Source organism: Superficieibacter sp. 1612_C1 (assembly GCF_015234305.1).
GTDB lineage: Bacteria > Pseudomonadota > Gammaproteobacteria > Enterobacterales > Enterobacteriaceae > Superficieibacter.
Map to the genome: position 1 here is coordinate 340,579 of NZ_JADGMI010000001.1, position 26,004 is coordinate 366,582.

Annotated in this window: 25 protein-coding genes; 8 read left to right on the top strand and 17 right to left on the bottom strand. The window is 56.2% G+C overall.

Features of this window, described 5'->3' with window-relative positions; genetic code table 11:
- Positions 1 to 5: 5 nt before the first annotated feature.
- Both INT84_RS01670 and INT84_RS01675 read right to left on the bottom strand, forming a co-directional pair.
- Positions 6 to 953: a transketolase family protein gene (locus INT84_RS01670; RefSeq protein ID WP_194205383.1), complete on the bottom strand. Its 948-nt coding sequence runs from the start codon at positions 951 to 953 to the stop codon at positions 6 to 8.
- Entirely contained in the window at positions 946 to 1,776 is an 831-nt protein-coding gene (locus INT84_RS01675) for a transketolase (protein WP_103677116.1), read from the bottom strand. Before INT84_RS01675 ends, INT84_RS01670 begins: the two co-directional genes overlap by 8 nt.
- A 307-nt stretch (positions 1,777 to 2,083) precedes the next feature.
- Here INT84_RS01675 and INT84_RS01680 point away from each other — a divergent pair, with 307 nt between their 5' ends.
- The 3 genes from INT84_RS01680 (at position 2,084) to INT84_RS01690 (ending at position 4,088) form a co-directional block, all read left to right on the top strand.
- Positions 2,084 to 3,034, top strand: coding sequence for a sugar-binding transcriptional regulator (locus tag INT84_RS01680; protein WP_194205384.1), 951 nt, complete (start codon positions 2,084 to 2,086; stop codon positions 3,032 to 3,034).
- 29 nt (positions 3,035 to 3,063) lie between these two features.
- Positions 3,064 to 3,618, top strand: coding sequence for an RNA 2'-phosphotransferase (gene kptA, locus INT84_RS01685; protein WP_194205385.1), 555 nt, complete (start codon positions 3,064 to 3,066; stop codon positions 3,616 to 3,618).
- Between the two features lie 104 nt (positions 3,619 to 3,722).
- Positions 3,723 to 4,088 (top strand): hypothetical protein, encoded by a 366-nt coding sequence (locus tag INT84_RS01690; RefSeq protein ID WP_194205386.1) that lies wholly within the window; start codon positions 3,723 to 3,725, stop codon positions 4,086 to 4,088.
- 176 nt (positions 4,089 to 4,264) lie between these two features.
- Here the strand turns inward: INT84_RS01690 and INT84_RS01695 are convergent, their stop codons facing one another.
- Entirely contained in the window at positions 4,265 to 4,525 is a 261-nt protein-coding gene (locus INT84_RS01695; RefSeq protein WP_194205387.1) for a hypothetical protein, read from the bottom strand.
- A gap of 229 nt (positions 4,526 to 4,754) precedes the next feature.
- Between INT84_RS01695 and INT84_RS01700 the strand changes: the two genes are divergently transcribed.
- On the top strand, positions 4,755 to 4,958 hold the full coding sequence (locus INT84_RS01700) for a hypothetical protein (protein ID WP_194205388.1): 204 nt from the start codon (positions 4,755 to 4,757) through the stop codon (positions 4,956 to 4,958).
- Positions 4,959 to 5,051: 93 nt separating this feature from the next.
- Here INT84_RS01700 and INT84_RS01705 read toward each other — a convergent pair whose 3' ends face one another.
- From INT84_RS01705 to INT84_RS01755, 11 genes are all read right to left on the bottom strand, one after another.
- Positions 5,052 to 5,342 (bottom strand): biofilm development regulator YmgB/AriR family protein, encoded by a 291-nt coding sequence (locus INT84_RS01705; protein ID WP_194205389.1) that lies wholly within the window; start codon positions 5,340 to 5,342, stop codon positions 5,052 to 5,054.
- Between the two features lie 74 nt (positions 5,343 to 5,416).
- The gene (locus INT84_RS01710) at positions 5,417 to 5,647 is read right to left on the bottom strand and encodes a hypothetical protein (RefSeq protein WP_194205390.1); all 231 of its coding nucleotides are present in this window, start codon (positions 5,645 to 5,647) and stop codon (positions 5,417 to 5,419) included.
- 67 nt (positions 5,648 to 5,714) lie between these two features.
- Complete coding sequence (ycgZ, locus tag INT84_RS01715; RefSeq protein ID WP_194205391.1) at positions 5,715 to 5,954, bottom strand: regulatory protein YcgZ; 240 nt, start codon at positions 5,952 to 5,954, stop codon at positions 5,715 to 5,717.
- Between the two features lie 298 nt (positions 5,955 to 6,252).
- Positions 6,253 to 7,146: a hypothetical protein gene (locus INT84_RS01720; protein WP_194205392.1), complete on the bottom strand. Its 894-nt coding sequence runs from the start codon at positions 7,144 to 7,146 to the stop codon at positions 6,253 to 6,255.
- A gap of 104 nt (positions 7,147 to 7,250) precedes the next feature.
- A complete protein-coding gene (locus INT84_RS01725; RefSeq protein ID WP_194205393.1) occupies positions 7,251 to 8,591 on the bottom strand; it encodes an MATE family efflux transporter in 1,341 nt (446 codons plus the stop codon).
- 274 nt (positions 8,592 to 8,865) lie between these two features.
- A complete protein-coding gene (locus INT84_RS01730) occupies positions 8,866 to 9,954 on the bottom strand; it encodes an ABC transporter permease (protein WP_176917563.1) in 1,089 nt (362 codons plus the stop codon).
- A gap of 1 nt (position 9,955) precedes the next feature.
- Positions 9,956 to 11,482, bottom strand: coding sequence for a sugar ABC transporter ATP-binding protein (locus tag INT84_RS01735; protein ID WP_194205394.1), 1,527 nt, complete (start codon positions 11,480 to 11,482; stop codon positions 9,956 to 9,958).
- Positions 11,482 to 12,090 carry a DUF2291 family protein gene (locus tag INT84_RS01740; RefSeq protein ID WP_194205395.1) on the bottom strand — a complete coding sequence of 203 codons (609 nt, stop codon included), beginning with the start codon at positions 12,088 to 12,090 and terminating at the stop codon, positions 11,482 to 11,484. The genes INT84_RS01735 and INT84_RS01740 overlap by 1 nt, the downstream gene beginning before the upstream one ends.
- Positions 12,091 to 12,101: 11 nt before the next feature.
- Entirely contained in the window at positions 12,102 to 13,043 is a 942-nt protein-coding gene (locus INT84_RS01745; RefSeq protein WP_194205396.1) for a D-ribose ABC transporter substrate-binding protein, read from the bottom strand.
- Between the two features lie 135 nt (positions 13,044 to 13,178).
- A complete protein-coding gene (gene entD / locus INT84_RS01750; RefSeq protein WP_194206088.1) occupies positions 13,179 to 13,823 on the bottom strand; it encodes an enterobactin synthase subunit EntD in 645 nt (214 codons plus the stop codon).
- Positions 13,824 to 13,868: 45 nt separating this feature from the next.
- Positions 13,869 to 16,118, bottom strand: coding sequence for a TonB-dependent siderophore receptor (locus INT84_RS01755; protein WP_194205397.1), 2,250 nt, complete (start codon positions 16,116 to 16,118; stop codon positions 13,869 to 13,871).
- 250 nt (positions 16,119 to 16,368) lie between these two features.
- On the opposite strand from INT84_RS01755, the gene fes reads away from it, so the two are divergent.
- From fes to entF, 3 genes are read left to right on the top strand one after another with little or no spacing between them, the layout of a single operon-like run.
- Entirely contained in the window at positions 16,369 to 17,562 is a 1,194-nt protein-coding gene (fes, locus tag INT84_RS01760; protein ID WP_194205398.1) for an enterochelin esterase, read from the top strand.
- 12 nt (positions 17,563 to 17,574) lie between these two features.
- Positions 17,575 to 17,778: an MbtH family NRPS accessory protein gene (locus tag INT84_RS01765; protein WP_176917570.1), complete on the top strand. Its 204-nt coding sequence runs from the start codon at positions 17,575 to 17,577 to the stop codon at positions 17,776 to 17,778.
- Between the two features lie 10 nt (positions 17,779 to 17,788).
- Positions 17,789 to 21,673 (top strand): enterobactin non-ribosomal peptide synthetase EntF, encoded by a 3,885-nt coding sequence (entF, locus tag INT84_RS01770; RefSeq protein WP_194205399.1) that lies wholly within the window; start codon positions 17,789 to 17,791, stop codon positions 21,671 to 21,673.
- Positions 21,674 to 21,809: 136 nt separating this feature from the next.
- On the opposite strand, the gene fepC is transcribed toward entF, so the two are convergent.
- Genes fepC through fepD form a run of 3 tightly spaced genes read right to left on the bottom strand, consistent with a single transcriptional unit; the run spans position 21,810 to position 24,609 of the window.
- Entirely contained in the window at positions 21,810 to 22,616 is an 807-nt protein-coding gene (gene fepC / locus INT84_RS01775) for an iron-enterobactin ABC transporter ATP-binding protein (RefSeq protein WP_194205400.1), read from the bottom strand.
- Positions 22,613 to 23,605: an iron-enterobactin ABC transporter permease gene (fepG, locus tag INT84_RS01780; protein ID WP_194205401.1), complete on the bottom strand. Its 993-nt coding sequence runs from the start codon at positions 23,603 to 23,605 to the stop codon at positions 22,613 to 22,615. The genes fepC and fepG overlap by 4 nt, the downstream gene beginning before the upstream one ends.
- On the bottom strand, positions 23,602 to 24,609 hold the full coding sequence (fepD, locus tag INT84_RS01785; RefSeq protein ID WP_194205402.1) for a Fe(3+)-siderophore ABC transporter permease: 1,008 nt from the start codon (positions 24,607 to 24,609) through the stop codon (positions 23,602 to 23,604). Before fepD ends, fepG begins: the two co-directional genes overlap by 4 nt.
- Before the next feature lie 144 nt (positions 24,610 to 24,753).
- On the opposite strand from fepD, the gene entS reads away from it, so the two are divergent.
- Positions 24,754 to 26,004, top strand: coding sequence for an enterobactin transporter EntS (gene entS / locus INT84_RS01790; RefSeq protein WP_194205403.1), 1,251 nt, complete (start codon positions 24,754 to 24,756; stop codon positions 26,002 to 26,004).

Here is a 26,004-nt window from a genome sequence, read left to right on the forward strand (position 1 = left end):
TATTGTTATCGTTGTGCCTGACAGAGCGCGGTTGCGTTTTTCACTACGCCTGCCGCGTCGATTTCATGTCGTGCGCGGGTGGAGGCGCGGTCGGCGGCAATAGCGTACTGACCATCGGGAATACCGAGTCGGCGCAGGGGAATGCCGCATCCTGCTTCCGCCAGCACTTCCGCCACCAGGCTGCCCACGCCGCCGTTGACGTTATGTTCTTCCACGCTGACCACCGCCTTGTGCTGCTTCAGCAGCTCAAGAAGCTGGGTGGTATTACACGGACGAATAGAAGGTACACTGATCACGCTGGCCTCAATACCGGCTTGCGCCAGTTGTGTGGCGGCCTCGACAATTTCATGCACCGTCGAACCCATCGCCACCAGCGCGACATCCGTACCTTTGCGCAGCACGTCAATATTGCCGGGCGTGAAGCGATAGTCGTCATCATGCAGTTCCGGCAGGGCTTTACCATCCAGGCGAATATAAACCGGGCCAATATGTTCCAGCGCGTAATCAATAATCTGTCGGCACTCCAGCGGGCTGGAAGGGGCGTAGATTTCGATATTGCCGAAACCGCGTAGTACGGAGATATCGTCAATACTGTGGTGGGTACTGGCCAGCGGGCCGTAGCTCGCCCCGGCATTCAGGCCGAACAGCTTGACGTTAGTGTTGTTGTAGCAAATATCGACTTTAATCTGCTCGTTGGCGCGGGAAATCAAAAACGGCGCGGCGTTACAGGTGACGGCGATTTTACCGCCGATGGCCAGCCCGGCTGCCGCGCCAACCAGCGTTTGTTCTGCGATACCGACGTTGACCAGACGGTCGGGGAATTTTTTAATAAACGGCGAGATTTTGGCGGTAGAGGTCGAATCCGCCACTACCGGCACCAGGTCCACACCGCGATCGACGGCATCAATAAAGGCATTCACCATCACCGTGGCGAGATGTTCGCTATTACTCATCTTTCAGTTCCTCCAGCGCCAGTTCAATCTCTTCACCTTTCGGCACCCGGTGGTGCCATTCAGGGCGTCCCTGAATAAAGGAGATCCCCGCGCCTTTCGTGGTATTGGCAATCACCACATGCGGTTTACCGTTAGGCTGTAACCCTTCCAGCGTGGCGACCACATCCGCCATGTCGTTGCCGCGGCATTCGGTGACTTCCATCCCAAACGCGCGCCATTTTTCATCCAGCGGATCGGTGTTCATGATCTCTTTGGTCGATCCTGCCAGTTGCAGGTTGTTTTTATCGTTAATGATGATCAGGTTATCGAGCTGATAGTGCGCTGCCACCAGCGCCGCTTCCCAGTTACTGCCTTCCGCCAGTTCGCCGTCACCGGTGATGGCGAAGACGCGACGTTTACTGTTACTGCGTTTCGCAGCAAGGGCGATCCCCACCGCCACTGGCAGGCCGTGACCCAGCGCACCGGTATTGAGTTCGATACCCGGCGTTTTGTGTTTCACCGGATGGCCAGGCAGATGCGAGTCCGCGTGTTGATAGGTAGAGAGCCATTCGACCGGAATAAACCCGGCTTCGGCGAGCACGCAGTAATAGCCGCCGACGGCGTGGCCTTTGGACTGAATATAAATATCGCGCTCGTCGCTCTCTTGCAGCGCGGGCGAGCAGTTCAGGATACGAAAATAGAGGGCGGTCAGCAGTTCGACCTGTGACAAATCAGCCCCGGTATGGCCCCCTGCCGGACTTTCCGCATTGAGGACAATAATGCGACGACGGACGGCACGCGCTTTTTTCTCAAGCTCCTCGACGGAGAGCGAAAACGGATTCATAAAGCACCTCTTGAATGTATAATCTGTTATGAATAAATATTCCAGCAGGGTAAAAGTGAACTCCGAACGTGGCATAACCAGTCAGGCTACATCGCCATTTCTTACTGCTCGGAATATATATTCACTACTGATTTATTATTCATGAGGTAAAGATATGCCTTGTTGAACGCTTTGTCTACGACAACAACCGTGTTGCTTTACAGAAAAGCGAGTACGATCACAAATGATCGCGCGTGCAGACGGCGGCTGGCTTGTTAAATATTCATCAATGCATAAAAATAACAGGCAGTAAATCAAGGGGAACACTATGTCTAAGCAGGATGAGCAGCGCTTGCTGGTGAAGATCGCCACGCTTTATTACAGTGAAAATAAAAAACAGTCCGAGATAGCCTCGCTGCTTCATCTCTCCCAGTCTTTCGTCTCGCGGGCGTTAACGCGCTGTCAGAAAGAAGGGCTGGTGAAAATCACCGTCGTGCAGCCGACCAATATTTTTGTCTCGCTGGAGAAAGCCATTGAGGAGCAGTACGGCATTCGCCAGGCGATTGTGGTCGATACCGGCGAAAACCCCGGTAACGCGCAGATCAAGCATGCCATCGGCAGCGCGGCGGCGCACTACGTCGAGACCCGCCTGCGCCCGGAAGACCTGGTGGGGATCTCCTCCTGGAGCAGCACCATTCGCTGCATGGTAGATGAAATGCATCCGCAGAACATCCGCGCGGCCGGGGTGATTCAGCTATTAGGTGGCGTTGGCCCCAATGGTAACGTGCAGGCCACGATCCTGACCCAACAATTAGCAGCGCATCTGGGGTGCCCGGCCTGGCTGCTGCCGTCACAGAGCATCGAACACTCGGTTGAGGAACGCACCCGGCTGGTCAGCAGCCCGGACGTTGCCGCAGTAGTGGAAAAGTTTGCTCAGGTGGACGTAGCGATTGTCGGCATCGGCGAGCTGGAACCTTCCCAGCTATTGAAAAATTCCGGTAACTATTACAACGAACAGATGCTGACACTGCTCTCCGAACGCGGCGCGGTAGGGGATATCTGTCTGCATTATTACGACGCAGCGGGTAACCCGGTTCTGAGCCATGAAGAAGATCCGGTAATTGGTATGGAGCTGTCGCAGATCCGCGCCTGTCCGCAGGTGATTGCGCTGGCAGGCGGACCGGAAAAAAGGAATGCCATTCGTGGGGCGTTGCAGGGAAATTATATCGATGTGTTGATTACGGATTACCCGACGGCGCGGAGTCTGGTGAAAGGCTGAAAATTCACGCAGCAGGAAAGTCATTTAAAATGGAAAAACGTATTACCGAAGCCAGTAAGTTTTTAAGTTTTGTACTGCGCCATCAGCCTGAAGCCATTGGACTGAGGCTGGACGCTGAAGGCTGGGCAGATATCAATGAACTGATTGTCCGCGCTACCAGCGATGGCAAGGTATTAACTCGCGAACTGATAACCACCGTCGTTGAAACCAGCGATAAAAAACGTTTTACCCTATCGGAAGACGGAGAACGTATCCGCGCCGCGCAGGGGCATTCGACGCCGCAGGTGGCGATAAACTACCCGGAAAAAAGGCCGCCCGAGTTTTTATATCACGGCACGGCGAGCCGCTTTCTTGAGGCGATTAACGCGCAGGGACTGCGCCCCGGCTCGCGTCACTATGTGCATCTCTCTGCGGATGAAGAAACGGCCAGATCGGTAGGTCTGCGCCATGGTAAGCCGGTGATATTAAAAGTAAAGGCGGGAGAGATGTATCAGCGCGGCGTAAAGTTTTATCTGGCCGAGAATGGGGTATGGCTGGTAGCGGAGGTAGGAAGGGCGTTTTTACTGGGTGAGACAGATCAATGATGAGAGCATCAAAAGGAGCCGTTGTACTTTGATCTGACTCAAAATGAAAATAACCGTAATAAAATCAACCTGATTTTATTTTTCACTTCTTAACAGGGATACCCATGCGCTTACAAACGATTCTTTTACTGTCAGGGATCCTGAATTTAACCGGATGCGTGGTCGCGGATATGGACTCGTCCAATTATCGCTACGTTCCCTGGATACAGGTGTTTCAAAAAGTGGATTCGACAGGTCAGACAAACATTCGCGAACGCAAGGAGGCGCTCTACAGCTGTGGCGTGGATCGAAGCGAAAACCTTGACGATAAAAACTGGGGATTAAACATTCAGCATGGGAATGAAACCCTGAAAGAAAGTGTCGACAGGAATCAAAGGATCTTCAGATGCATGGAAAGTAAAGGCTATCAGGTCTATGGCTTTGATGAATGCGGGCCACTGAAAAAGCCCAGCGGTTTATGCCCTAACTAAATACCGTATATCCCGTTTCTGCACACAGCATTAACATTGCTCCCTGCAATTCATAATAACGCTTTAGCGTAAAGTCATCCCTGACGGTTTCTCCGGCCGGTACACGCTTGCGCGCGACCGATGAGGCCATCTCTCGCTGTCGTCTTCCGGCCGGAGCCGGACTACGTCCATTGGCGTTAGTTCTTTTCTTCGTTCAGGCCTGCCAGTGTATGCAGGTACGGCACATGTTGAGCAGCAATTTCCGGTGTATTCATCGATTTCAACCAACTTCTGGCCTCATTGATTTCAACAAGTCGTTCGTCGCTGGCTTCCTCTCTGGCCATGTAACTAAGCTCATTGATAAGAGAAAAAACGCTTATCTCTTTTTCACTGAGCGCCAGGCTAAGTGCCGCTTCGCCAATAATGACGTGGCCTATCTCGTCTTCTGGAAATAACACTATAAAACCTCCTTTGGTACGAGTGGATGACAACCTCACTACACACTGTAGACCCTTGCTACGGATAAGACGCAAGATTAAGGCCAGCAAGACAAATAAAAGAGATATTCGGATTAATCGATAAAATACGGCGGCGTTAAGGGCGTCAGAGCACAAAATGGCAGCCAGAAGTTTCGCTTAAAGCGCGCGAGATGTTACACTGTATATACATCCAACAGTCGGAGGGGCTTTGACAAAAGATCATACAGGAAAGGGATTTGATTTAAGTGAACTTATCGGACAAGTTGTCGTTGACATGCTGGCACCCGCCAGGGTTATTACGGTCCACGATATTATCGAGTCGCTTCACAGCGTAATGGAGATAACAGAAAATCAATCCAGACGTGAAAACTGCAAGCTGTTGATTGAAACGCTTGCTCGTAAAATGCACTAAGGCATCTGGCACAAAAGGTTTTCTACCTCCAATACGAGGGTTATTTTCTACTCCGAACAGACATGCCGCCAGCAACGGTGCGATCTGCTCGAATCAGTGTGTATGCCGGGCGCTGGCTGAACGAGGAAAAAAGTAATCTTCATCTTCCGTTTTGCGACCCACTACGATTTCAAGACAGCTCCGCAGAATATCCAGTTGTACAACATCAGAGCATTTCTCAAGCTCGCTAATGAGACAAAGAATGATGGCCTTGTTAGTCAGCGTGACGTTATTGATCAGCAATTGCTTAATGATCCCATCAAGGACATGCTGCTCGGCGGCATACATATCTCCGTTGTCCAGAAACCACGCATGAAAGGCGGGTTGATTTGTTGTCTGGCGCATACTATTTCCTTCAGTGATTAATTTAAGCCGACAGATTGTATTGACGTAACCTCAGATTTTCAGCAGCTGACGACTCAGCTGCCGGTCAGATTACTTTCGTCAGGGATAATCTGCTCCGCAGGGACTAACTTTGCTTTTACCTGTGCCACGGCATGATTGAGTGCATGTGAATGCTGGCTATCCTTACTTGCATCCAGTGCGGTTTCCAGCTTCTGAAGCACGATCTCCGGGGTAAAAGAACATGTTTCATTCAGCAATTCCATCACAATGTCTCCAATAACGACATGGGTCTGGTTCTCTTTCATCTCTACTCTTCAGGATAATGATTAACCTCCTGGCAACAATACCGCTTCCTTGCTGCTGGAAGGAGGTCTAGTTCCGGAAAAGCAAACCTAACAGGTCCTGATAATGCTGTTTCTCTTCGCTGGATGACGACTGATCCATACGCGCCAGCAGGCGCAGACAAAGGGCTTTACGGTTCAGCGTTCTGCCTGATTTTAAAACCTCCACAACGATAGCGCCGAGCGTCTGTTGCTGAGAAGGCAGCGTTGCCTGACCGAGCAAGGCAGTAAGGTGGCTTGATATTGCATGGGATGGCATAATCTGTTGCATATTTAGCCTTGTTGTATGTTTAGTGTTGTCGATGGTGTTAAAGAAAGTTATACAATAATTGTAATCTTGTACAGGTTTTTTCTTGTTAGAAGTTTTCTGTTGATGGATTAATTATAAAAATCATTTTAAAACAGTAAGTTGAAGGAATGTAAAGTTGTACAATATTCAGAATGGCTAATGCAGAGTTGCCTTTATCAGGCTGTAGATATGCGAAAATGCTGCATGGTCAATGATGCGAGAAGGGGTGTTCACAGACAGACGTTGCCCGCGTTAATCGCTTATCGCGGGCAGAAACGTCTTACTTAGGCAGAATACCGTAACCTCTGAACCTGCCCGTTTGCTCTACAAAGGCGTTGTAATATTCATTCTCTTCAACCGTATTTTTCGCCGCAACCTTGACGTCAGCCGAGACCAGATCGCTGGTGGCCTGGAAGAACTCTTTTCTGACGTCCTCATGAATACCCGGATCGGTAGAGTCGTTGATCTTCTTCAACAGCGAAACTATTTTCTCCGCCTGCTTTTGCGTGGCCGGATCTTTAAATTTCGGTTCAGGAATACGGTAGTCGAAGACCGTATTCACAGAATCGCTGGCGTCACCGTTATCAGAAGACGGGTCGAGCTTTTGATTATATTCTTTTTCGAAGTAGGTCAGCAGTTCTGTTTTATCAAAACATTTGTTATAGATGTTGCCTTCGGTATTTTTATCAAGCGTCGTAATGTTATCAGGGAAAGGTTCACCTAACTGATATTTACAGGCAAAGAAAGTGTGGTCAATAATAGTGGCATTGGCACTGAGAAGCGGCATTTTGAGATTATGGCCGTTGATGGTGACCGCGTATTCCGCGGGTCTGAAACGCTGTTCATGTCCTTTAACGGCGTAGACTTCAGACAACATATAGTACATCTGATGATCCGGGTTAATAATCCCGCCGGTATTATTATCAAACACCATGAACTGATTTTTTTCACCCTTTGCGTTCACCATAGTGTGCATACCGGGTGACAGGCTCAGCTGTCCGGTTGCGCCGGGTTCCACTTTGTAATCCTTATCATCAACCTTAAAGGTCATCGTGTTATTAGTGGGATTACTGTAATGAAATTCCCCTTTGGTGCTGGTGGGATCCAAACTATCACACGCGGCAATGGAGAGAATAATTGCGCCCGATAACCCTGCTTTGACTGCCCATTTCATCAATATCATCCTTTTTTGCGATGTCTTATTAGAACAACTTATCATAATCGCTGGTGAGCGAAATGCTATGTTTATTGCCGGGTAGCAATAAAAACATATTCTCATCAAAACAGTGCTTTCGTTGTCCAGACGCGGCTGCGCCAGCGACGGTACATCAGCAGCGCACGTACCCCTTCATCGATGATATAGGCCAGCCACACGCCGACCAGCCCGAGACCGCAGGAAATGCCCAGCAGATAAGAAAAGGGCAGGCTGACAATCCACATCACAATAATGCCGCAGATAAAGGGAAACCGGACGTCGCCGGTGGAGTTAAGGCTGCTAATCACAATGATATTGGTGGCGCGGCCCATTTCAAGCAGTATGGCGAGCAGGAAAAGTTGTTTGGTCATCGCAATGATGTCGTGATTTGGCGTAAACCATTGCATGATTGGCTGCGCGAAAAGATAAATGATGACGCTTATCAGAAAGGCAATGACCAGGCCTATTTTCCAGCTTCGGATGCCCTGACGATAAGCGCGTTCAATTTCACCGGCTCCCGTCGCGCGTCCAATTATAATTTGCGATGCCTGGCCGATGGCGATAGCGAACATCGCTACAAACTGACTGATGCTCGAGGCATACACTTTGGTGGTCAGCGCCTCCGTTCCCAGGTACGCAATAATCGCCGTGACCACCAGTTGCGAACCAGCGTAGGAGAGGTTTTCGCCCGCAGAGGGCAGGCCATAACGTAATATTGAACCGAGCATCTTCTTCGAGCAGTGCTTCAGTTTTTGCCAGCGGAAGCGGTAGCCAATATATTTTTTTATCATCCAGACCGTGATCGCCATCCCCACAATATTGGCGAAGCTGGTGGCAATCCCGACACCGGTGACGCCCAAATTAAGATAGCTGAGCTGCCCGTAGAGAAATAAGTAGTTAAAAATGACGTTAATAATACCGACGGTGATGGGAACAATCATGGCCTGACGTACATAGCCATGCGTTCGCAGGATCGGTAACAGAGAGGAGTAAATCGCGATAATAACCGAGCTGCCGCCGATAATTTTAATAAACGGTGAACCAACGGCCACCAGTTGTTCGCTCAGACCAAGCCAGCGCAGGAAGGTATCGCCCAACACAATAAAAATGCCGCTCATCGCGATACCAATAATAAATGCCACCACCAGCCCGTTGGTGATCACTTTTTTGACCAGATGTTTTTTCTTCGCGCCCAGTAACTGAGCAATGACAATTTGCACGCCAACGGTCAGAAAACCATAAAAGATAACGGAGAGCGTCAGGATCTGGCTGGCAACGCCGGTTGCCGCCACGGCTTCATCGGAATAATGCCCGAGCATAAAGACGCTGACGTAATTCATCAGCAGACGAAGCAGTTGTTCGATAAAAATCGGCCAGGCAAGCGTATATAAGCCGAGTGGTAATTTATTATCTGTCCCTGACATAACTATCAATCTCCTTATCACTTATTTATTACAAAACGTGTCCCCGCTCTGGCATAAAAAAAGCGGACCGTCTTAGTCGACGATCCGCTTTTTATCATTAAGATACGCAATGATTTTTTGCTGAAGAATAATTATTGTGAATGTAATTGGCGTCCAGGTTGTCATCATTGCGTCCTGCTAAAAACCAGAAGCTAATGATAATAATCCCGTTGGTCATTATTCTCCATGATTTAATAACGAAGGCAGGTAGATAACTTTCCGCCTGCCGCGAGAGTTACTTGCCCTCAATCACCGCTTTTTGCGCCACCACCGCGGCTTTCTGCTGCATGCGGTTCTGCATCTGGTCGATAATCACCGCGACGATAATCACGATCCCTTTGATCACCATCTGCCAGAACTCACTGACGCCCATCATCACCAGACCATCGGCTAGGAAGCCGATAACGAACGCGCCGATCAGCGTGCCGAGAATGGTGCCGCGTCCGCCGGCCAGCGAGGTGCCGCCCAGTACCACGGCGGCGATGGCATTCATCTCAAACGCGGTGCCGTTGGCCGGATGGCTGGCGAGCAGTTGCGCAGAGACGACGATCCCGGCGATGGCCGCACACAGGCCGGAGAGCATATACACCAGCACTTTAATCTGCTTAACCCGCACGCCGGACAGTTCCGCCGCGCGTTCGTTATCGCCGATAGCATACACATGACGACCAAAGGGCAGGCGACGGGCAATGTAGGCGATGATCAGCGCCAGCACGATCATCATCCAGATGGCCCACGGAATGCCGAGCAGCGAGCCTGCGCCAATCTCGTCGAAACCGGTGTTACCAAGCTGCGGATTGCCCGACAGGCCGGGGAAAGTCTGGCCGTCGGAGGTAAGCATCGCCGCCCCGCGCAGCACGTACATCGTGCCGAGAGTACAGATAAACGGTGCCACGTTGTAACGGGTGATGATCCAGCCGTTAACGCCGCCAATCAGCGCGCCTATCAACAATACAATCGGCACAATCACCCACACGCTCGGGAAAATGGCGATGCCAAACATCGGCAGCACGATGCCTTTGGTGATAAGCCATCCGGCGATCATCCCGCACAGGCCAAGCGTGGCCCCAATCGACAGGTCGATCCCGGCGGTGATGATGACAAAGGTGATCCCCAGCGCCAGAAAGGCGTTGATGGCGATATGCTTAATCATAATCACCATACTGCCCGCCGAGAGGAAGCCCGGCACGGTGATGGTAAAAAAGCCGACGATCAGAAACAGCGCGATAAAGGTGCGCAGCTTCAGCAGCATAAGCAGGATATTTTCCCGCGACAGCGACGCCCCGGCGCGCGGCGCTAATGCGACAGACTGTGTTGTTTTCATCTTAGAACCCCTGAGCACTTGCCGTTACCAGTGCCGACTCTTCGGCCCGATCGCGCACGATGTCGGCGGTCAGTTTGCCGCCGGACATCACCAGAATGCGGTCCGATACCGCCATAATTTCTTTCAGATCCGACGTCGAGAAGACCACCGCAATGCCCTGTTCAGAGAGCTGGACCATCATGCGGAACACGTCCGCCTTGGCCCCGACGTCAATACCGCGCGTCGGCTCGTCCAGAAACAGGATCTTCGGATTGGTCAGCAGCGAACGTCCGATCACCACTTTTTGCTGGTTGCCGCCGCTGAGCGCCTGGATCTCCACCTCCGGCGAGGAGACTTTAATCGACAGGCTGCCGATGGTGCTGGCGACGACTTTTTCCTCATCCTTTTGCGCGATGGCAAAACCGCGCTGCAACCGTCGCCACAGACTGGCGATGGTGAGGTTGGTGGCGACGGAGGAGATGGGAAATATCCCCGTCCGTTTGCGATCTTCCGGGACCAGGCTCATGCCCATTTTGATGCGATCGGCAGGCGTCAGCCGCTGCGGCACCGGTTTGCTGTCCAGCCACAGTTTGCCGAGATAGTTGCGTTGCGTTCCCAGCAGGCATTCAAATAGCTCGGTGCGTCCCGCGCCCATCAGCCCGTAAATGCCGACGATTTCCCCGGCGTGAACGTTAAACGAAACGTCATTGACCACCGCATTGCCGCTGGCATTGACGCAGGTGATATGTTCCGCTTCCAGCACCGGTGCGCCAAAAGTGCGGCCCGGCGTCAGGAAGTTCGTCACCGGATCGCTGCCGAGCATTTCACGCACGATCCACGGCACGTCGATATCGCTTACCTTCGCTTCGGACTGGAACTTGCCGTCGCGCAGGATGGTTATCACGTCACCAATCGCCATCAGCTCTTCCAGGCGGTGCGAAATATAGATGATCGACACCCCCTGGCGGGTCAGTTCGCGGATCACCCGGAACAGGATCTCCACTTCGGTTTTACTCAGCGCCGAGGTGGGTTCGTCGAGGATCAGGATGTCCGCATCCTCGGCCAGCGCTTTGGCAATCTCAATCAGCTGCTGCTGGCCGACCTTCAGATTGCCCACCAGTTCGCGGGGAGAGATTGGCTGATCGAGACGCTTAAGCAGTCCGGCGGCGCGTTTTTCCTGCTCGGCTTCGTTAATCGGCGTAATGCCTTTCTGTAGCTCGCGGCCCAGAAAGATATTCTCCGCCACGGTGAGGTTCTCAAACAGGTTGAGTTCCTGATGCACCATACCGATGCCGTGCGCTGCGGCAGCGCGGGTGTCAGGAAAATGCACCTGCTTGCCGTTGAGCCACATTTCACCGAGGCTCGGCTGCTGCACACCGGCGAGAATTTTCATCAGCGTGGATTTCCCCGCGCCGTTCTCGCCGATAATCACATTTACTTTGCCGCGCCAGACGTTGTAATCCACATTGTCCAGCGCGATGGTGCCGGGAAAGAGCATCGAAATACCGCGCGTGCGCAGGATAATGTCATCCACAGGGCTGTCGCTCATTATTGTGCCTCCTGTTTCAGCTCCAGCGCGGCCGCGTTTTCGGCTTTGCCACCGTTAAGGGTCACGGCCATCAGTACGGTGGCGGTTTTACCCGTCCAGCTGTCGTCGATCTTCGGCAGGCTTTTTACGGCTTCCCGGTTATAGGCGCGCGACAGTTGGGCAAACTGTACCTGGTTAGTAAAATCTTCAAATTTAAATCCGGTTGCGTCGCGAATAGCGTTGCCGCGCATCACCGGGCCGGTCTGTACCTCCAGCGGCTGACCGTTAAATGTCATAATCAGTTTTTGTTCACGCTCGTTGCTAAGGTCAACGCGCTCCACTTTACTGGTGAGGCGGACGAAGACGCTTTCAGCTTCGGGTGATGGCGTTTTTAACTGCGTTGAGAGTGCGGTGGCGTCAAGCGCCTTTTTGTGTGCCGCATCAATCACGCGTTCCTGCCAGGTTTGTTGCGCGATCTGCTGTGGGGTCTGGTTGTCAAAGTTGGCTTTGGCGTTGGGATCGGCAGGCATAATCGGCTTGCCGTTCTCATCCAGATCCACCACCGTGCAGGCCGTCAGCAACAGGGTGGCACAACCCAATAGCGCGACACCCCATTGTTTTAACGACATAACGCCTCCGCTTACTTACTGAGGTTGAACATGTTCAGTTTGCTGGCGTTGGTTTCATCAATCAGCACGCAGTCCATCAGTTGTTTCTCTTCCTTCTGGGCTTTGCCGTTTTTCAGGAAGTAGTCCGCCTGCTCAACAGCCATTTGCGCCTGCTGCCAGCCAGGTTGCAGGACGGTAGCCTTGATGTTGCCTTTATTGATGATGGAATCACGGGTGTAATCGCTGCCGTCAAAGCCGACAACAACAACGTCTTTCTTACCTGCGGCTTTCAGCGCGGCTTCTGCGCCGAGCGCCATGGTGTCGTTACCGGAAATGACGCCGACGATATCCGGGTTGGTTTGCAGCATCGCTTCCATACGGGTGAAGGCTTCGGTCTGGCTCCAGTTCGCGGTCTGCTGAGCGACCATTTTCAGGTCGGTGTAATCATCCAGCACATCGTGATAACCCTGCGAACGAACTTTGGCATTGGTGTCCGACTGACGCCCCAGCAGTTCGACATATTTGCCTTTACCGTTCAGCAATTTGGCAAATTTCTCCGCACCTAACTGCGCGCCCTGATAGTTGTTAGAGACGATCTGCGCGACGGCGATACCGGTTTTGTTAATTTCACGATCGATAAGGAACGCCGGAACGCCTGCCGCTTTCGCCTTTTCCAGCGGACCAACGGTGGCGTCCGCGCCGGCGTTATCCAGAATGATGGCCTTCGCTTTGCGGGCGATGGCGGTTTCAATCAGCTGGTTTTGTTTATTTACGTCATCGTCATGAGAGGCCACCAGCGTGGTATAGCCCAGCTCTTTGGCTTTGGCGGCAGCACCGTCCGCTTCGGCTTTAAAGAACGGGTTATCGTGTGAAGGGGTAATAATGGCAATCAGACCACCGTCGGCAGCAAACAGCGAGCCGGACGCGGCGAGAGTGGAAGCCAGTAATACGGATTTTGCAAAGGTCATGTTCATCGTTTTCTCCACATTGAATATTTATTCAATAATGATTTATTATTCAAGTTAACGATAAAGCGCCCGACTCAAACTGTCTACGGTTTACGCAGGTAATTTCTTAAAAGGAGAAAAGGATCACGATCCTGAGGGGGTTTATTGCGTCACGGTGACGATCTGTTGTGCAATTTTTGCCCAGCGAAGGGTAAGGATTTGGCCTGCCAGACGCGGTGAAAAATGCGCGGAGGGTTGCAGATGCAGGCTGTCCGGGCCAATGGCGATGACCCTGGCGCTGTGAAAACCGGGATGGGGAGCGGCAATAGCGGACCAGGCTTTAAACAGGCTCTCTTTGGCAGAGAAGGCCACGGTTAACGCCAGCGGGAAGGGGAGAGGGGCGGCGCGCAGCAGCCTCTGTTCCTGGAGATCGACGATGCTGTCGGCAAGCTCATCGCTAAGCGCCGGAGTAAAAAGCGTCTCTAAATCCACGCCCACCGGCTGACGAGAAACCACCGCCAGCGCCGTTGACTCGCTGTGGCTGATGCTGCCATAAACCCCGGCAGGCCACAGCGGCTGACGCTGTTCACCTATGCCCGGCACGCCTTTCTCATCATATTCACTCAGTGCATGGATAGCGGCGATGCGTCCGGCGAGATGCTCAGCTTTACGTTTGCGTCCGGCGCGAGCGAGTTGAGCGTAGTGGGGTAGCCAGAGGAGATCTTGCTCGCCAAAGGTCGCCAGTTCGAAATCAATCCGGTGCAGGCGATGGTGGGAGAGGGGGAGCGTGGTATGAACGGTTATCATCATCAGCGGGTGAAAACCCCTCTCCGTGCAGGAGAGGGGAGGCTATCAGAAGTGCGTATTCACGCTCATATACCAGGTGCGGCCAGACTCGTTATAGGTCTCAGCGCCCGCGCCATACATATAACCCGTCGTGCCGCCGGTGGTCTGGGCGTTACCCGCACGCCAGTGACGTTTGTCAAAGACGTTATCCACGCCGCCGGTCAGGCTGACGTTTTTGGTCGCATCCCACGTCGCGCTCAGGCCAACAATGCTATATGGACTAACTTCGTTGGTTTCTGAGCCGGAGACCGGTTTACCCTGGTAGTTATACTTCTTCGGCTGCTGTTTGCCATACCAGGTCAGGGTGGACTGCACAGAGAAATCCTGTTGTACCTGCCAGCTCAGCGTAGAGTTAACCGTGTACTCCGGGATAATTGACAGGCGCTCGCCGGTCTCTTTGTTTTTACTCTGCAACATGTAGGTCATGTTGTTGGTCCAGTTCACGGTATCGCTGACCGGCACGTTAATCGTCCCTTCCAGCCCTTCCACCACCGCTTTAGGAATGTTTTCCCACTGGTAGATATCGGTAGTGACTGTACCGGTCCCGGTCTGGCTAATTGGCGAGTAACCCGCTTCAATCTTGTTACGATAATCGTTACGGAACCAGGTCAGCCCGGCCAGCCAGCCGTCGCGTTTGAACTCCAGGCCAATCTCTTTGTTGTTGCTGGTTTCCGCTTTCAGGTCATCGTTACCCATCATATAGCAGCCGACACCAGTGCCGCTGGCGTAGCAGCCCTGGCCTTTACTGTACAGAATGTAGTTCGGGTTGGTCTGATACAGGCTTGGCGCTTTGTAGGCGCGGGCAATCCCCATCTTCAGCGTGAAGTCATCGCCGAGACCCTGCGACAGGTTAAGCGACGGACTCCAGTTATTGCCCACGATGCTGTGATGATCAAAACGCACTCCTGGCGTCAGCATGGTGGTGTCGGTCAGCTCAATATTATCCTCGGTGAACAGCGAGAAGATCTCCGCTTTCGAGTACGGGCTGCGGTCGGTGCTGTCGTAGCCAGGAATATTGCCGCCCATAAAGGTCTGGCTATTCGATGCCATATCCTTCATGCGCTGCTGGTTCCACTCGCTGCCCAGCGTCAGGTTCTGATTGACCAGGAAGTCGAAGGGCAGGTTAACTTCACTGTGCAGCAGCACATCGTCTAAATCGATATCGACAAACTTCTGCGAGGCATTCGGATCGAAGATCCCTTCCGTACCACCCGCCAGACCTTCAGGCGTGCGCGAGTTACGCGTATGTTCGTACTGTGCCCAGTTACTGGTGGTAATGCCGTTATCCCAGCTGCCGTTCCAGGTGACGGAATACTTCTGGCGATAAAGACGGTTGGTCTCTTTGCCATAGTTTTTCTTCACCAGCGCGTTGGTATTGGTGTTCTGCGTGTCGCCCGCGTAGAGGTTATTCTGGCGGCTGTAGCCGGATTCAAACTCCAGCGACTGCATCGGCGCGAAGTCCCAGCGCAGTACGCCGTTGATATCTTTGTTTTCCACGCCTTCACGGCCAGCCGCCATCGTATCGGCGTAAATGCCGGTACGTTCCGACTGATGATTCCGGTTAATGTCCCAGGCGTCAGCCTGCGTTTTATCCAGGTTGCCATACAGTCGGAAGCTAACGTCGCCGCCCAGCGGACCGGTCAGATTAAAGTTGGTGCGTTTGGTCGACCCTTCATCTTTATGTTCCGGGGCGTCGAGATAGGTATCCCACGAGCCGTGCCACTCGCCGTCGCTTTTTTTGGTGATGATATTCACCACACCGCCCGCCGCGCCGTTACCGTAGCGTGCGGCGGCAGGACCGCGGATCACTTCGATGCGTTCAATAAGCTCCGGCGGCACCCAGCTGGTATCGCCGCGGGTGTCACGCTCGCCACGCCAGCCGAGACGGACCGAGTTACGGCTTGTGACCGGCTTACCGTCGATGAGGATCAGGGTGTTTTCCGGACCCATGCCGCGAATATCAATCTGGCGATTGTTGCCGCGCTGGCCGCTGGTGGAGTTACCGGTCAGGTTAACGCCGGGCATGGTGCGGATAATTTCAGACACATCGCGGGCGGGAGGATTTTTGCGGATCTCGTCGGCGGTAATGGTGGAAACGCCGGGAGCCTGAAGGTTTTGCTGTGCGGCGGTAACGACCATCGTTTCGCCGTCGGAGGAGGTCTGCGTTGAGGCAGCCTCCTCCGCATGCAGCGGAAGCGCTACCCCGTAAATTCCCAGATTGACCAGCAAGGCCAGGGAGTGAATTTTGTTATTCATTGTGAGTCCTGCTTTTCGTTGCCGCATCCCCGTTGCATCCTTCCCAGTGGGTGAGGTGCTGGCATTATCATTGCCTGGTTGCTGATAACCGGTTCATTTCCCTGAATCGCTCAGCCCATAGCATGTTTTTAGGATTTTGCGCTGCCACGGCGCGTCAATACGCTATTGCAAATGCAAATAGTTATCAATAATATTATCAATATATTTTAACGATTAAAAAAAACGCTCCGGTAAACATAGGGTTATTAATGTGGTGAGTTTATCTACGGGTAGCGATGCCTGGTGGGAAATCCAAACGGGTCCGCATATTACGCGCGAAGGGGACAACTATCGGGTCACATTCCGCTGGCGCGATCCCGGCGGAGCGCAATCCCAGGTGCGACGGGTGTGGATTTATATCACCGGCGTCACCGATCATCACCAGAACGCTGTCCCGCAGACCCTGCAACGCATCCCTGGCACCGACGTCTGGCAGTGGCAGACGCTTCTCGCGCCTGACTGGCGGGGCAGCTACTGCTTTATTCCTTCTGAACATGACGGCGATTTTTCGCCTGACGTCTTTATTGACGGCGCGCCGGATCGGATGGCGCTGCGTGAAGGGTGGCGCAAACTGTTGCCGCGCGCGGTGGCCGATCCGCTGAATCCGCAGAGCTGGAAGGGCGGGCGCGGCCATCCGGTTTCTGCGCTGGAAATGCCTGAAGCGCCGGTTCAACCCGGCTGGACTGCCCCGGCGCAGGAGTGGCCTGCGCCGCATGTAATGGAATGGCGCAGCGCACGGTTAGGTAATACGCGCCGGGTGTGGGTGTTCGCCACCGGCGAGGGCAACGCCGACCGCCCGCTGGCAATCCTGCTGGACGGCCAGTTCTGGGCTGAGAGTATGCCGGTCTGGCCCGCGTTAACGGCGCTGACCGATGAAGGCCAGCTTCCCGCCGCCGTCTATGTGCTGATTGACGTGATTGATACCGCGCACCGCAGCGTCGAGCTGCCGTGTAATCCTGACTTCTGGCTGGCGGTCCAGCAAGAACTGTTGCCGCAGGTTAATGCCGTCGCGCCGTTCACCGATCGTGCCGACAAAACGGTGGTCGCCGGGCAGAGTTTTGGCGGGCTGTCGTCGCTGTACGCCGCGCTGCACTGGCCGAAGCGCTTTGGCTGCGCGCTGAGCCAGTCGGGATCGTACTGGTGGCCGCATCGCGGCGGTAAGCAAACCGGAGAGCTTGAGGAGAAAATCGCTCGCGGCGAGCTGACGCCGAACGGGCTGAAGCTGGTGCTGGAAGCGGGCGTGCGTGAGCCGATTATTCTGCGCGCCAACCTGGCGATGCGCGAACAGCTTCAGCAGGCGGGACAGCCGGTGGAATGGCGGCAGGTCGAAGGCGGTCACGATGCGCTGTGCTGGCGCGGCGGGCTGACCTCGGGCCTGATTTATCTTTTGCAGCCGCAGTCATAACGGGAGTTGGCGATGCAATTTAGTAATCCTTTCGATAACCCGCAGGGGCAATTTTATCTTCTGCAAAACGCGCAACAGCAGTTCAGCCTCTGGCCGCAATCCGTTTCCCTGCCGGACGGCTGGGACATTATCTGCGAGCCGCAATCCCGGCAGGCCTGTGATGACTGGCTAACCGCCCACTGGACCACATTAAAACCTGCGCATTTTGCCCGTTAAGGAATTTGTTATGACCACTCGTCTGCCGCTGGTAGCCGCTCAGCCTGGGATCTGGATGGCTGAAAAACTCTCCACGCTGCCGAACGCCTGGAGCGTGGCGCACTACGTTGAACTTCACGGCGAGCTGGACGCCGCCCTGCTGCAAAAGGCGATTATTGCCGGGGTGATGCAGGCCGACACCCTGCGCATGCACTTTACGGAAGAGGAGGGCGACGTCTGGCAGTGGGTCGATGAGCAGGCTGAATTCCCGCTCCCCGCGCTAAGCGATCTGCGCGGGCAGGCCGATCCGCATCAGGCCGCGCTGGCGCAAATGCAGGCGGATTTACACCAGAATCTGCGCGCCGATAGCGGTAATGCGCTGGTGTGTCACCAGATTATCCAGGTCGGTGAGCGTTGCTGGTACTGGTATCAGCGCTATCATCACCTGCTGGTCGATGGCTTTAGTTTCCCGGCCATTACTCGCCAGATTGCGGCGATTTATCGCGCCTGGCGGCAAGGCGAACCCACGCCCGAATCGCCCTTTACCCCCTTTGCTGAAGTGGTTGAGGAGTACCAACGCTATCGCGATAGCGACGCCCGGACGCGCGATGCGCAATTCTGGGCGGAGCAGCGCCGCCAGCTTCCTGCACCCGCTTCGCTCTCTCCGGCACCGCTGCCGGGCAGGGCGGCAAGCAGCGATATTCTGCGCCTGAAGCTCAGCGCCAGCCGGATGGCATTTAATCAGCTTGCCGCCGCCGCGCCTCACTGCCAGAGAGCGGATCTCGCTCTGGCGCTGGCCGCATTGTGGCTGGGGCGGTTGTGCGGACGTAACGATTACGCCGCCGGGTTTATCTTTATGCGCCGGATGGGCTCGGCGGCACTCTCCGCTACCGGGCCGGTGCTGAACGTGCTGCCGCTGGCGGTGACTATCGATCCGGCTGAGACGCTGCCCGAGCTGGCGGCGCGTCTTGCCGGACAGCTTAAAAAAATGCGTCGCCACCAGCGCTATGACGCCGAGCAAATTATCCGCGATAGTGGACGTGCCGCGGGTGATGAGCCGCTATTTGGCCCGGTATTTAATATTAAAGTTTTTGAGTATCAACTGGATCTCGACGGCATCACGGCGACCACCCATACGCTGGCAACCGGCCCGGTGAACGATCTTGAACTGGCGCTGTTTCCGGATGAAGAGGGCGGACTGTCGCTGGAAGTGCTGGCTAATCAACAGCGCTATGACGAGGCAAGTCTGACACGCCATGTCTCCCGGCTGAACGCTCTGCTCACCCAGTTTGCCGCCTCTCCACAGCTGCGCTGCGGCGAGGCAGAACTGATTTCGGCTGAGGAGCGCCAGCAGATCGCCGGGATCAACCATACCGCGCATGATCTGCCGCTGACCACCTTAAGCGCGCTGGTGGCTGAGCAGGTGCGTAAAACGCCGGACGCGCCAGCGCTGGCCGACGCGCAGTACCGGCTTAGCTACCGCGAAATGCGCCAGCAGGTGACGGCGCTGGCGCTAATGCTGCGCGAGAAAGGGGTAAAACCAGGCGACAGCGTGGCGGTCGCCCTGCCGCGCTCGGTATTTTTAACGCTCGCGTTGCACGCCATTGTGGAGGCAGGTGCGGCCTGGCTGCCGCTGGATACCGGCTACCCGGACGATCGTTTACGGATGATGCTGGAGGACGCCCGTCCACAGCTGCTGTTAACCTCAGACGATCAGCGCCACCGCTTCAGCGATTTACCGGATCTGGAGACGATCTGCTATGACGCACCGCTGCCGCCGTCGGACGCGCCGCCGTTGAGCCTTTCGTGCCCTGAGCACACCGCCTATATCATCTTTACCTCCGGCTCCACCGGACGACCGAAGGGCGTAATGGTAGGGCAGACGGCCATCGTTAACCGCCTGCTGTGGATGCAGGATCATTATCCGCTGAGTGCCGACGATGTGGTGGCGCAGAAAACGCCGTGCAGCTTCGACGTCTCGGTGTGGGAGTTCTTCTGGCCGTTTATCGCGGGCGCAAGCCTGGTAATGGCGGAGCCTGAAGCGCATCGCGATCCGCTCGCCATGCAGCGTTTCTTCGCGCAATACGGCGTGACCACCACCCACTTTGTGCCATCGATGCTGGCGGCGTTCGTTGCCTCGCTGGATCCCGCCGATGCCGCCGAACGGTGCCAGTCTCTTAAACGCGTTTTCTGTAGCGGAGAAGCGTTACCTACCGCGCTATGCCGTGAGTGGGAGCAGCTTACCGGCGTACCGCTGCATAACCTTTACGGCCCTACGGAGGCGGCGGTAGACGTAAGCTGGTATCCGGCATACGGGCCGGAACTGGCGGCGGTGCAGGGGAACAGCGTGCCGATCGGCTGGCCGGTGTGGAATACCGGGCTGCGCATTCTGGATGCGATGATGCGCCCGGTGCCGCCGGGCGTGGCGGGCGATCTTTATCTCACCGGCATCCAGCTGGCGCAGGGCTATCTTGGACGTCCCGATCTCACCGCCAGCCGCTTTATTGCCGATCCCTTCGCCCCCGGCGAGCGGATGTACCGCACTGGCGACGTCGCCCGCTGGCTGGACAACGGCGCGGTGGAATACCTGGGGCGCAGCGATGACCAGCTAAAAATCCGCGGCCAGCGTATTGAACTGGGCGAAATTGACCGTGTGATGCAGTCGCTACCGGGAGTGGCGCAGGCCGTCGCCCACGCCTGCGTATTTAACGAGGCGGCGGCCGTGGGCGGCGATGCCCGACAGCTTGTCGGCTATCTCGTGTTTGAGTCCGGACTGCCGCAGGAGACCGACGCGCTGCTTGAACAGCTGCGTGAACGTTTACCGCCGCATATGGTGCCCGTCGTACTGATCCCCTTGAGTGAACTGCCGCTGAGCGCCAACGGCAAGCTGGATCGCAAGGCGCTGCCGCTGCCAGTGCTGACAGCGAAAAATTCGGGGCGCGCGCCGCTTCCCGGCACCGAGACGTCCGTCGCTCACGCGTTTTCACAGCTGTTAGGCTGTGAGGTAAATGATGTGGATGCGGATTTCTTCGCCCTCGGTGGTCATTCGCTGCTGGCGATGCGGCTGGCGGCACAGTTAAGCCGCCAGTTTGCCCGCGAGGTTACGCCGGGGCAGATTATGGTCGCGTCAACCGTCGGTAAACTGAGTTTGCTGCTGGAGTCGACCTCTGGCGATGAACAGGTCTCACGGCTGGGCTATGAGCCGCTACTGCCGCTGCGTGAAAGCCACGGCCCGACGCTGTTCTGCTTCCACCCGGCGTCCGGCTTTGCCTGGCAGTTTAGCGTACTGTCGCGTTACCTGCCTGAGCGCTGGTCAATTACCGGCATCCAGTCGCCGCGTCCGCACGGCCCGATGGCGACGGCGGCCACGCTGGATGCTGTCTGCGAGCATCACCTGGCCACGCTGCTGGCGCAGCAGCCGCACGGTCCGTACTACCTCTTCGGCTACTCGCTCGGCGGAACGCTGGCGCAGGGCATTGCCGCACGGCTTCGGCAAAGGGGAGAGGAGGTGGCGTTCCTCGGCCTGCTTGACACCTGGCCGCCGGAAACCCAGAACTGGGCGGAAAAAGAGGCCAACGGGCTGGATCCGGAGGTACTGGCGGAAATCGCCCGCGAGCGCGAAGCCTTTATCGCCGCTCAGCAGGGACAGGGTTCCAGCGAGCTGTTCACGGCCATCGAAGGTAACTACTCCGACGCGGTACGCCTGCTTACCACCGCGCACAGCGCACGCTTTGATGGTAAAGCCACGCTGTTCGTCGCCGAGCGCACGCTGGCAAAAGGCATGGACCCGCACCGCGCCTGGTCGTCGTGGGTCGGCGAGCTGGACGTGTACCGCCAGGACTGCGCCCACGTGGAGATAATTACGCCGCAGGCGTTTGAGTCGATAGGGCCGGTGTTGAGGGAGATTTTGGGGTAAAAGGTTGCCGGGGAAACCCGGCCTACGAAAAGCATCAATATCAACGGGTTATTTTAAATCTGTAGGCCTGTGCAAGCGCAGCGCCGCCAGGCATCATTCCACGGTATAACGTTTGTTAACAGTCTGAGATCTCTTCTTACCCCCGCGCCCCCCTTCGCCCCAGCGGTACCACCAGCGGCGTTCCCGCTACCGGGTCATCGATAATCACGCACTTCATGCCGTAGATCCTCTCAATCAGCTCCGCCGTGACGATCTCCTTCGGCGCGCCCTCGGCGACAATCTTGCCTTCCCGCAGGGCAATCAAATGCGTGGCATAGCGACAGGCCTGATTGAGATCGTGCAGCACCGCCGCCAGGGTATAGCCCTTCTCGCGGTTCAGCTCGCTCAGCAGTTCCAGCAGTTCAATCTGATGGCTGATGTCCAGCCAGGTGGTTGGCTCATCCAGCAGCATGATGGCGGTTTCCTGGGCCAGAACCATCGCAATCCATGCCCGCTGGCGCTGGCCGCCGGAGAGGGTATCGACATTCTGCCCGGCTAAATCAGTAATGCGGGTGGCCTGCATCGCGCGGGTGACCGCCTGCTCATCCTCCTGCCGCCAGCGGGTAAACAGCGGCTGGTGCGGGTAGCGACCGCGCGCTACCAGTTCCTGAACGGTGATATCGCCGGGCGTGGTGGCATTCTGCGCCAGCAGGCCGATGCGCTTTGCCACCTCTTTACTGGCAAAGCGCTGGATCTGCTCGCCGTCGAGATACACCTGACCGTGCGTCGGCGTCATCAGACGGCTTAAGGTGCGTAGCAGCGTGGATTTGCCGCAGCCGTTCGGGCCGATAATCGCGGTGAAATGACCGTCAGGGATCGCCACGCTCAGCGATTCGGCGATAGTTTTTTTGCCATAGGCCAGGGTCAACGTATCGCCGTGCAGGCGGGTTGAAGTGTCGGTCATCTTTTGCGTGACTCCTGAATAAGTAACACGATGAGGTAGATACCGCCGAGGCTGACGGTGACCACGCCCACCGGAAGCTGGTAAGGCAGGAAAACGCGCTGGGCGCAGAAATCAGCAGCCAGCAGCAGTAACGCACCACACATTGCCGACTGGGTTAAGCCCCAGCGCGTGGTGCCGCTGATACGGCGGGCGATATGCGGCGCGACCAGCGCGATAAACGAAATCGGTCCGGCGAGGGCGGTAGAGGCGGCGGTCAGCAGCACCGCGACCAGCATCAGCAGCAGGCGGGAGCGCTCAACGCTGACCCCCAGCGCGCAGGCGGTATCGTCGCCCATTTCCAGCAGCCGCAGCCGCCGCACCAGCAGGGTGGCACAGGCCAGCATGATGAAAATCAGTGGCGCAGCAGGCCAGGTTTTAGCCCAGGTCAGTCCGTTGAGCGACCCGGCGAACCATAATCCGGCGGACAGCGCCGTCTCCAGCGATGCTTTCAGCAGCAGCCAGGTATTAAAGGCCATCAGCATGGCGCGAATGCCGATGCCGATAATAATCAGACGAAAGGTCTCAATTCCGTTGCGCCATGCCAGCGCCCACACGATAAGCGCGGTCAGAATGCCGCCGATCATCGCCGCCAGGGTAATGGCGGTCAGATGCTGACCAAAAAGCACCATCGCCACCAGCACCCCACTCCATGCGCCGGTGTTCAGGCCCATCACATCCGGGCTGCCAAGCGGGTTGCGCATCAGCGACTGGAAGATCGCCCCGCTCACCCCGAGCGCAGCCCCGGTCACCAGCGCCATCAGCACGCGCGGCAATCGCCATTCGTTGACCACCAGAGCAATGTTGCGCGGTGCATCGCCAAACAGCGCGGCCAGTACCTGAGCAGGTTGCAGCGTCACCGCGCCGCTGCACAGGCTCCACAGGGCCAGCAGCAGACTGACTACCAGCAGAATGAAAAAGCAGATAATCAGACGGCGGGAAGGCGCGTTCATCGCAGACCTCCCGCCTGGCGGCGACGAACCAGCCAGATCAGCACCGGCGCGCCAATAAACGCGCTGACCACCGAAACACGCAGTTCCCCCGGCACCAGCAGCCGTCCGAGAACATCAGCAAACAGCAGCAAAGAGGGCGTCGCCAGCAGCGTGGCGGGTAAGGACCAGCGGTGATCGGCTCCCATCAGCCAGCGCGACAGATGCGGCATCATCAGGCCGATAAAGGCAATCGGCCCGACTACCGCCGTCGCACTGCCGCACAGGACGGTAATGGTCAGTAAACCCACGATCTGCACGCGGGCCACGTTGTTGCCCAGCGCGGTTGCCGTATCGCTGCCGAGGCTTAGGCTGTTCAGGCTACGACTGAGCAACAGCGCGCAGGCGGCGGCAATCGCGACCGGAATAACCACCACTTTCAGGGTTTGCAGGGTACGAATATCCAGCGATCCTGCCTGCCAGAAACGCAGCTGATCGTAAACGTCCGGGTTAAGCAGCGCGATGCCGCTGGAAAGCCCTTCCAGCACGGCGCTCAGCGCCACGCCCGCCAGCGTCAGGCGAACCGGGCTGAGCTGCCCTCCACCCTGACTGCCGGTGAAGGCAACCAGCAGCGTCGCCGCCAGCGCGCCGCAAAAGGCCATCATGAGTTGCTCCTGCGGGGAGGCGATACCGAGCAGGGCGGCACCCAGCACGATGGCAAAACTGGCACCGGCGTTGACGCCGAGAATGCCGGGATCGGCCAGCGGATTGCGGGTGAGGGTCTGCATTAACGCGCCAGCCAGCCCGAGGGCAGCGCCAGCCAGCAGTCCGGCAAGGGTGCGCGGCAGGCGCGCGTCAAGGACGATGGTGCAATCGGCGCTCTGGCAGGTCCCCGTCAGGGCATCTACAACCACGGTGAAGGGCAGAGGCTTTGCGCCAATGAGCAAACTGAGTGCGACGGCGGCCAGCAATAATATCAATAGTCCCGGTAGCGCAATGGCCCGAACCAGGGAAGGGGAGTGCGACATAACAGCTTCCATTGCATGATAATGATAGTAATTATCGTTATCGATCTTATTTGATTATGGTAGCATGTGCGGCGACAGAATGGGTATACACAAAATCAATCACAATGCATTCTGCCGGAGAATGCGTTAGGTACAGGCACCGTAATGAACCGACAATCCTGGCTACTGAATTTAAGCCTGCTAAAGACACATCCTGCTTTTCGCGCCGTTTTTCTCGCCCGCTTTATTTCTATTCTCTCGCTCGGTTTGCTGGGCGTTGCTGTCCCCGTGCAAATCCAGCTGATGACCCATTCGACCTGGCAGGTCGGGCTTTCCGTCACGTTAACCGGCAGCGCGATGTTTATCGGCCTGATGGTCGGCGGCGTGCTGGCCGACCGCTATGAGCGCAAAAAAGTGATCCTGCTGGCGCGCGGCACCTGCGGTATTGGCTTTATCGGCCTGTGCCTTAATGCGCTGTTGCCTGAACCGTCACTGGTGGCGATCTATTTATTAGGTCTATGGGATGGCTTTTTCGCCTCGCTCGGCGTCACCGCGCTGCTGGCGGCGACGCCTGCGCTGGTTGGGCGGGAAAATCTGATGCAGGCCGGGGCGATTACCATGCTGACCGTGCGCCTGGGGTCAGTGATCTCGCCGATGCTGGGCGGCATCCTGCTGGCGAGCGGCGGCGTGGCATGGAACTACGGGCTGGCGGCGGCAGGCACCTTCATTACCCTGTTGCCATTGCTGAGCCTGCCCTCACTGCCGCCTCCGCCGCAGCCGCGCGAACATCCGCTGAAATCGCTGGTGGCCGGTTTTCAGTTTTTACTCCGCAGTCCGCTGATTGGCGGTATTGCGCTGCTCGGCGGGTTATTGACCATGGCAAGCGCCGTGCGGGTGCTCTATCCGGCGCTGGCGATCAACTGGCACATGTCCGCCGGACAAATAGGGTTATTATATGCCGCCATTCCGCTGGGCGCGGCACTGGGCGCATTGACCAGCGGCAGACTGGCGCAGCGCGAGCGACCGGGGCTGATTATGCTCGCCACCACCGTGGGATCGTTTCTGGCAATTGGCCTGTTTGCGCTGATGCCGGTGTGGATACTGGGCGCGCTGTGCCTGGCGCTGTTCGGCTGGCTGAGCGCCATCAGTTCGCTGCTGCAATATACGCTGATCCAGACCCAGACGCCGGAAAATATGCTCGGTCGCATCAACGGGTTATGGACGGCGCAAAACGTCACCGGCGATGCCATCGGCGCGGCGCTACTCGGCGGACTCGGTGCCATTATGACGCCCGCGACGTCTGCCAGCGTCAGCGGGTTTGCGCTGGTGGCGACAGGCGTTGTGCTTCTGCTGGTACTGAACGAATTACGGCGTTTTCGCCAGTCGCCTCCCTCCGTGGAAGCAACCGGCAGCTAA

What these genes read in the sequence shown, in the direction of transcription:
- entS (WP_194205403.1), top strand. Translation starts at nt 24,754, where the DNA reads ATGAACCGACAATCCTGGCTACTGAATTTAAGCCTGCTAAAGACACAT.
- INT84_RS01765 (WP_176917570.1), top strand. Translation starts at nt 17,575, where the DNA reads ATGCAATTTAGTAATCCTTTCGATAACCCGCAGGGGCAATTTTATCTT.
- INT84_RS01725 (WP_194205393.1), bottom strand. Translation starts at nt 8,591, where the DNA reads ATGTCAGGGACAGATAATAAATTACCACTCGGCTTATATACGCTTGCC.
- ycgZ (WP_194205391.1), bottom strand. Translation starts at nt 5,954, where the DNA reads ATGCAACAGATTATGCCATCCCATGCAATATCAAGCCACCTTACTGCC.
- INT84_RS01680 (WP_194205384.1), top strand. Translation starts at nt 2,084, where the DNA reads ATGTCTAAGCAGGATGAGCAGCGCTTGCTGGTGAAGATCGCCACGCTT.
- INT84_RS01720 (WP_194205392.1), bottom strand. Translation starts at nt 7,146, where the DNA reads ATGAAATGGGCAGTCAAAGCAGGGTTATCGGGCGCAATTATTCTCTCC.
- INT84_RS01710 (WP_194205390.1), bottom strand. Translation starts at nt 5,647, where the DNA reads ATGAAAGAGAACCAGACCCATGTCGTTATTGGAGACATTGTGATGGAA.
- fepC (WP_194205400.1), bottom strand. Translation starts at nt 22,616, where the DNA reads ATGACCGACACTTCAACCCGCCTGCACGGCGATACGTTGACCCTGGCC.
- fepD (WP_194205402.1), bottom strand. Translation starts at nt 24,609, where the DNA reads ATGTCGCACTCCCCTTCCCTGGTTCGGGCCATTGCGCTACCGGGACTA.
- INT84_RS01670 (WP_194205383.1), bottom strand. Translation starts at nt 953, where the DNA reads ATGAGTAATAGCGAACATCTCGCCACGGTGATGGTGAATGCCTTTATT.
- INT84_RS01675 (WP_103677116.1), bottom strand. Translation starts at nt 1,776, where the DNA reads ATGAATCCGTTTTCGCTCTCCGTCGAGGAGCTTGAGAAAAAAGCGCGT.
- INT84_RS01705 (WP_194205389.1), bottom strand. Translation starts at nt 5,342, where the DNA reads ATGCGCCAGACAACAAATCAACCCGCCTTTCATGCGTGGTTTCTGGAC.
- entD (WP_194206088.1), bottom strand. Translation starts at nt 13,823, where the DNA reads ATGATAACCGTTCATACCACGCTCCCCCTCTCCCACCATCGCCTGCAC.
- entF (WP_194205399.1), top strand. Translation starts at nt 17,789, where the DNA reads ATGACCACTCGTCTGCCGCTGGTAGCCGCTCAGCCTGGGATCTGGATG.
- INT84_RS01745 (WP_194205396.1), bottom strand. Translation starts at nt 13,043, where the DNA reads ATGAACATGACCTTTGCAAAATCCGTATTACTGGCTTCCACTCTCGCC.
- INT84_RS01690 (WP_194205386.1), top strand. Translation starts at nt 3,723, where the DNA reads ATGCGCTTACAAACGATTCTTTTACTGTCAGGGATCCTGAATTTAACC.
- INT84_RS01730 (WP_176917563.1), bottom strand. Translation starts at nt 9,954, where the DNA reads ATGAAAACAACACAGTCTGTCGCATTAGCGCCGCGCGCCGGGGCGTCG.
- INT84_RS01755 (WP_194205397.1), bottom strand. Translation starts at nt 16,118, where the DNA reads ATGAATAACAAAATTCACTCCCTGGCCTTGCTGGTCAATCTGGGAATT.
- INT84_RS01740 (WP_194205395.1), bottom strand. Translation starts at nt 12,090, where the DNA reads ATGTCGTTAAAACAATGGGGTGTCGCGCTATTGGGTTGTGCCACCCTG.
- INT84_RS01735 (WP_194205394.1), bottom strand. Translation starts at nt 11,482, where the DNA reads ATGAGCGACAGCCCTGTGGATGACATTATCCTGCGCACGCGCGGTATT.
- kptA (WP_194205385.1), top strand. Translation starts at nt 3,064, where the DNA reads ATGGAAAAACGTATTACCGAAGCCAGTAAGTTTTTAAGTTTTGTACTG.
- fepG (WP_194205401.1), bottom strand. Translation starts at nt 23,605, where the DNA reads ATGAACGCGCCTTCCCGCCGTCTGATTATCTGCTTTTTCATTCTGCTG.